Annotated in this window: 5 protein-coding genes; 3 read left to right on the top strand and 2 right to left on the bottom strand. The window is 72.2% G+C overall.

Going from position 1 to position 6,294, the window contains the following annotated elements; all coding sequences use genetic code 11:
• Together AC2VOP_RS05855 and AC2VOP_RS05850 are read right to left on the bottom strand one after the other, a co-directional pair.
• The coding region (locus AC2VOP_RS05855) for a nitroreductase family protein (RefSeq protein WP_486960077.1) at positions 1 to 647 on the bottom strand (647 nt) is incomplete at its 3' end.
• A gap of 10 nt (positions 648 to 657) precedes the next feature.
• Positions 658 to 1,614, bottom strand: coding sequence for a sterol desaturase family protein (locus AC2VOP_RS05850; protein WP_486960076.1), 957 nt, complete (start codon positions 1,612 to 1,614; stop codon positions 658 to 660).
• Between the two features lie 107 nt (positions 1,615 to 1,721).
• On the opposite strand from AC2VOP_RS05850, the gene AC2VOP_RS05845 reads away from it, so the two are divergent.
• From AC2VOP_RS05845 to AC2VOP_RS05835, 3 genes are all read left to right on the top strand, one after another.
• Complete coding sequence (locus tag AC2VOP_RS05845; RefSeq protein WP_486960075.1) at positions 1,722 to 2,954, top strand: sensor histidine kinase; 1,233 nt, start codon at positions 1,722 to 1,724, stop codon at positions 2,952 to 2,954.
• Positions 2,951 to 3,622, top strand: coding sequence for a response regulator (locus AC2VOP_RS05840; protein WP_486960074.1), 672 nt, complete (start codon positions 2,951 to 2,953; stop codon positions 3,620 to 3,622). Before AC2VOP_RS05845 ends, AC2VOP_RS05840 begins: the two co-directional genes overlap by 4 nt.
• 268 nt (positions 3,623 to 3,890) lie before the next feature.
• The gene (locus tag AC2VOP_RS05835) at positions 3,891 to 6,053 is read left to right on the top strand and encodes a PE family protein (protein ID WP_486960073.1); all 2,163 of its coding nucleotides are present in this window, start codon (positions 3,891 to 3,893) and stop codon (positions 6,051 to 6,053) included.
• Positions 6,054 to 6,294 lie beyond the last annotated feature (241 nt).

Genomic DNA, 6,294 nt, shown 5'->3' with positions numbered 1-6,294 from the left:
TACCAGGTGTCCCAGTGGGTGACCTGGTCGGCCGGCAGCCGTTTGGCGGGCCGGAAGTCGGTGCCCTTGGTGTAGGCGATCGGGAACAGCCCGCCCTGGCTGTACTTGTCGTGCGGGATGCCGAGCACCTCGGCGGCCCGCTTGTCGCCGTCGCCGATCAGGTGCAGGGTCGTCCAGCAGGTGCCCAGGCCCCGCGAGCGCAGCGCCAGGCAGAAGCTCCACGCGGCCGGGAACAGCGACGCCCAGAACGATGCGCTCAGGCCCAGCGGCGCCTTGTCCACCTTGCCCTCCAGGCAGGGGATCAGCAGCACCGGCGCCTCGTGCATGTGCTCGGCGAGATACCAGGCGGAGTCCTTGACCTTGTCCATCCGCTCTCCGCGGGTGTCGCCGTCGGGGTACTGCGCCGCGGGCAGGCTGAGGTAGTCGCGGGCGTTCGCGAGGTAGATGTCGGCGATCGCCTTCTTCTTGTCGGCGTCCTCGACGAACACCCACTGCCAGCCCTGCGCGTTGGAGCCGGTGGGCGCCTGCAGCGCCAGCTCGAGGCATTCCATCAGCACCTCGTGGGACACCGGCTTGTCGAAGTCGAGGCGTTTGCGGACCGAGCGGGTCGTGGTGAGGAGTTCGTCGACGGACAGGTTCAGGGTCATGGTGCGGAGACTACCGTCGGGGCCCGACCCCCGCCGAGCCCCGGCGAGGGCGCGTGTCTGCACGCGACACGCCGGGGTTCGGTGACAGTCTGCGGACGTCGGCCGAACGAGCCACCGCGCCGGCCGGGGCCCATCCGGGCGGACCGAAGACGTGGCCGAGGCGTGCGCGCCACGTCGTGGCGCGGGCCGCGTCGCGGATCAGCGCCGCCAATTCCAGAAAGTTGTACCTCAGCGGGTTTTCGGTGTCGATGTCGTGAATCAGTCCGTAGCGGACCGGCTCGATCTCTTCGGCGTAGGAACCGAACAGCCGATCCCAGATGATGAAAACCCCGCTGTAGTTCTTGTCGATGTAGGGCTTGTTCGCGCCGTGGTGCACGCGGTGGTGCGACGGTGTGTTGAAGAGGAATTCGTAGGGGGGCCAGAGCTTTCCGATCCGCTGGTTGTGGCAGGGGATCTGGAAGATCAGTCCGATCGTGTTCATCAGCAAGATCATCCACACGGGGAAGCCCAGCAGTGCCGCGGGCAGCCAGGCCAGGCCGCGCACGGCGGTCGACACCGGCTGAAACCACGGCAACCGCAGATTGGTCGACATGTTGAAGTAGTTGCTGGAATGGTGCACGCTGTGCGCGGCCCACAGCAGCCGGATCCGGTGATCCCCGCGGTGCGCCCAGTAGTAGCAGAAGTCGGTGACCACCAGGCACGCCACCCACACCCACCAGTGGGTGGGCGACAGGTGCAGCGGCGTGAGTGCACCGGCGACCACGATCGTGGAAAACGGCAGCACGTAGTGTCCTATCGCCTTGGACAGGGTGTTCAGCAGGTAGGTCACCCAGTTGCCGGCGGTGTCGCGTGCCGAGAAGGTGTTGTCGTGCTTGCCGGGGCCGCTCCTGTCATCGATCCATTCCATGAGCGACAGCAGGACAAAGGCGGGGACCGTCCAGAGGATCAGTGTGGCCGTAGCTTCCATGCCTGCCACGCTATGAACAAGGAGCTGCGAAAACATCGCGCGGCAGGGCCATTCCGTATCCCTCTCAGGAGGGATGGCCGACCCCGCTGGCGGTAATGTGGCCTGCCGTGGCGCGCCGCTGGGAACTCTGGTCGTGGGGGCCTGCGGGCAGCGCCGATCCGGTTGGCGGCCTGGAAGGCTCGCGCCGGTCGCTGGCCCGGCAATCGCTTGTGGTCGGCGCGATCGTGGCCGCGATCGACCTCACCTACTTCCTGCTTTCCGGGATCTACCCGGACGCGCCCCTCCCCGCCACGGCGGTGGCGGTGCTGCTGATTGCGGCCGACCTGGCCCTGGCCGCGCCGCCGGACAGCGTGAGCGCGGTGGCCGTGGCGCAGGTCGCGACGAGGTTGGTGGCGTGCTGGCTGCTGTACAGCCACGGCCGGGCCACCGGTTTCTGGGATATCGGCATCTTGGTGGCCGGCTACCGCGCCGGGGCATGGTTGTCGAACCGGGCGTCGTTGTTGATCGTTCCCCTGCTCGCGGGCGCGGTCGCGTGGGCGGCGGTCCTGACCGCGGCCGACGGGCACGACTGGCGACTCCTGCTGATGATCACGGCCTCCAACGTGATCGTGCCGTGGCTGGTCGGCCGCTACACCGCGGCCGGCGGCACGTACATCACCGAGCTCGAGCAACGAGACAGGCTTCGTCGACAGGAGCAGCGTGCCGCAACGGACCAGGCGCTGACCCAGGAGCGCGAAGCCATCGCCCGCGATCTGCACGACGTGATCTCCCATCACGTCAGCGCCATCGGAATCCACGCCGGTGCGGCCCGCATGGCGTTGACGAGCAACCGGGCTGACACCTCGCCCGCGGTGACCCGGTCGTTGTCGGCGGTGGAATCCTCCGCCCGGGCGGCGATGGTCGACCTACGACGTCAACTCGACCTGCTGCACGGCAACCACGACGCCGGCGACCGCCAGCCCGGCCTGGCCAACATCGAGGAACTCATCAACTCGGTGAACGGCGCGGGGCTCGCGGTCGAGCTCGTGCTGCCAACCGGCGCGACGGCTTTGCCGCAGTCCCTGGATGTGACCGTATTCCGGATCGTGCAGGAGCTACTCACCAATGCGCTGCGGCACGGCGACGGCAGCGCCCGCGTCGAGGTTCACCACCAGGGCGATCGGTTGGTAATCGCGCAGTCCAACCCCGTCGCGCCGCAGCCGTATTCCGGTGAGTCGTTGCACCGCGGCCTCGACGGTATCCGCCGCCGTGCCGAACTTTTCGGGGGCACGCTGGACTGCGGCACCGACGACGACCGGCAGTGGCGTGCCACGGTGTCACTACCGATCGCTGCGACGTGAACCCACCGCTCCGGGTGCTGATCGCCGACGACCACGCGGTGTTCCGCGCGGGGCTGCGCGCGCTCATCGACTCCGACCCCGACATCAGCTGCGTCGCCGATGTCGGCGACGGCCGCGCGGCTGTCGAAGAGACGCTGCGGCTCGGTCCGGACGTCGCCGTCCTCGACGTGCGGATGCCCAAGCTAGACGGGGTCGGCGCCATCACGCCGATCGTCGCGGCGGGTGCGACCCGCGTGTTGCTGCTCACCACCTACGACAGCGAAGCGGTGCTGGCGCAGGCCCTACGGGCCGGGGCAAGCGGATTTCTGCTCAAAAGCCTTCCGCCGGAGGAACTCTTGGGCGCGATCCGCATCGTCGCCCGGGGTGACTCCGTCATCGATCCTGCCATGACACGCAGGCTGGCCGCCCGGGTCGCCGACTCGCTCACCCCGTTACCCACCCCACCGGAGGTGGCCACCCTGACCGCTCGCGAGTACGAGGTGTTGCTGCTGATCGCAGAGGCCCGCAGCAACGCCGAGATCGCGGCGGCACTGGTGGTGAGCGAAGAGACCGTCAAGACGCACGTGTCACGGATCCTGGCCAAACTCGGCGTGCGCGACCGCGTCCAGGCCGTCGTGTATGCCCATCGACACCAATTGGTGCGGCGCGGGGCGGGCGGCGACGGCTGAGCCTCGACGGCGATCGGCAGTGATCGTGCAGTCCGAGCCCCGTTGCCGCCAACACAGCCCATCTGCCCGGTCGAGGCGGTCGGGGCGGACGAGGCACCGCGACTGATGCCGGCGTCGGCGGCGGGTTGCGATGCGGGGATGTCGCTGCGGTGGTTCGGGTGGCGGGATCGTGTCCAGGACAAGAACATTGGCATACACCCGCCCCGTGGCGGTGCGCAGCGGCGATACGGTGAGACATCTTTGGAGACGCTGCCAGGAAGGTCGTCCGATGTCGTACGTAGTGGTGGTCCCGGAATTGGTGGCGTCGACGGCCACGCAGGTGGCAGGTATCGGCTCGACGCTGCAGGCCGCCCATGCGGTCGCGGCGGTCCCGACCACCGCCGTAGCCGCGGCGGCCGGCGATGAAGTGTCGACGGGGATCGCGGCGCTGTTTTCCGGTTACGGGCAGGCCTATCAGGGTCTGGGCGCCCAAGCGGCGGCCTTGCACACCGAATTCGTGCAGGCGTTGAATGCGGCGGCGGGGTCGTATGCTGCCGCCGAAGCGAGCGGCGCCACCGCGTTGCAGACGGCGGGTCGCGACGCGCTGGGGGTGGTCAACGCGCCCACCGAGGCACTGCTGGGGCGCCCGTTGATCGGCAACGGCGCCAACGGGTCCGCGTCCGCCCCGAACGGCGGAGCCGGGGGTCTGTTGTGGGGCAACGGCGGCACCGGGTATTCAGAGACGACCGCGGGGGCGACCGGCGGTGCCGGCGGGGCGGCGGGGTTGATCGGTACCGGTGGGTCCGGCGGGAGCGGAGGTGCGGGCGCGGCCGGTGGGGCCGGCGGGCACGGCGGCTGGCTCTCCGGGGCCGGCGGGGTGGGCGGCAACGGGGGCGGCGGTGGTACCGGCGGAGCCGGCGGGGACGCCGGGATGATCGGCACCGGCGGCAATGGCGGGATAGGAGGCACCGGCGGTGACGGCGGGGCCGGCGGGTCCGGCGGAACGCTGCTGGGCAACGGCGGGGCAGGCGGCACGGGGGGCGTGGGGTTGACCGGCTCCAATGGCGGCAACGGGGGCGCCGGCGGCAACGCGGCCAGTGTGTTGTTCGGCAACGGCGGCGCCGGAGGTGCAGGCGGCACGGGCGGAGCCGGCGCCACCGGTTTCACCGGCGGCCCCGGTTCGGTGACCGGCGCCGGCGGCGAGGCAGGCGGTACCGCGCAGAGTGGCGGCGCCGGCGGCAACGGCGGGATGGGCGGTCATGGCGCGACGCTGGTCGGCAACGGCGGGGTCGGCGGGCTCGGCGGGACCGGAGGCGCGGGCGGCGCAGGCGGGTCAGGCGGAGCCGGCTACGACGCAGCCACAGGCACCATTGCGGGTGCGGCCGGCGGCGACGGCGGCAATGGTGGGGCCGGCGCCAACGGCGGGGCCGGCGGCAACGGCGGCGACGGCGGTCACGCCGGCTACTTCGGCAGCGTGGGTACCAACGGCGACGGCGGTACCGGCGGCAACGGCGGCAACGCCGGCGCGCCCGGCAACGGCGGGGCCGGGGCGCCCGGTGACGCCACCACAACCACCGGCGGGAACGGCGGCAACGGGGGTAACCCCACTGACATCACCAGCTCAGGCGGGGGCGGCGGTGCGCCCGGCACCACCCCCGGCGGCGGCGGTGTCACCGGCGCTACCGGCGCCGGTGGGAACTCGGCTCCCGTCGGATCCGGCAACGGCGGCAACGGCGGGGCCGGCTACGACGCGGCCGCCGATTCGACCGCACCGTCCGGCACCAACGGCGGCAACGGCGGCAACGGCGGCACCGGCGGAGCGGTCGGCGACGGCGGCACGGGTGGTGATGGCGGCGACGGCGGCTCCGGCGGTGGCGGTGGCGGGGGCGGCGCCGGCGGCAACGGGGTCACCGGCGGGACCGGCGGCGCAGGCGGCGCAGGCAGCCCAGGCAGCCTAGGCGGCGGCGCGAGCGGCGGGGCCGGCGGTGACCCTGGCTATGGCGGCAGCGGCGGCGCAGGCGGCACAGGCGGCGGCGGGGCCGGCGGTACCGGGGGCGGGGGCGGCGGCGGCGCGAACTTTGGCGGCGGCGGGAATGGCGGTCCCGGGGGGGCGGCGGCGGGGGCGGCGCCGGTATTCAAGGCGGCTCCGGCGGGGACACCACCGGTGGCAACGGCGGCGGCGGCGGCGGGGACCCCGTTGGCGGTGCGGGGGGCACCGCGGCCGCCCCCGCCGGCGGTGCCGGCGGGGCGAACGGCTTCGGTAGTGGCGGCGGCGGCGGGGCGATCGGCGGCACCGGCGGCGCCGGCGGCGGCGGCGTCCAAGCTGGCGGTGGCGGCGGTGGCGGGACCGGAGGTAACGGCGGCCCCGGGGGAGGTGGTAATAATGGCGGTGGCGGTGGGGGTGGCGGTGTCGGCGGTACGGGCGGTCCGGGCGGCGGCGGTCTCATCGTAGGCGGCGGCGGGGGCGGCGGCGGCGGCGGCGTGAGCCTGGGGTGACCTCGCGGTCGGCGACGATAGCCACCCTCGCCGAGCGTGCATGACAGGCATGCCATGCATCCATTGCGAAAAAGCGGCACGAAATTGGCAGTGGATGCATGCTCGGTGAAAGCTCAGCGAAAGTCGCGGGACCTCGACCCGACCGCCAGGGTGATGCGGCCCAGCCGCTCGGCGACGACGGTGACGGCGCCGCTGGC

This window comes from Mycobacterium sp. TH-M106, assembly GCF_057473765.1.
This window is presented reverse-complemented; position numbering and strand designations above follow the sequence as displayed.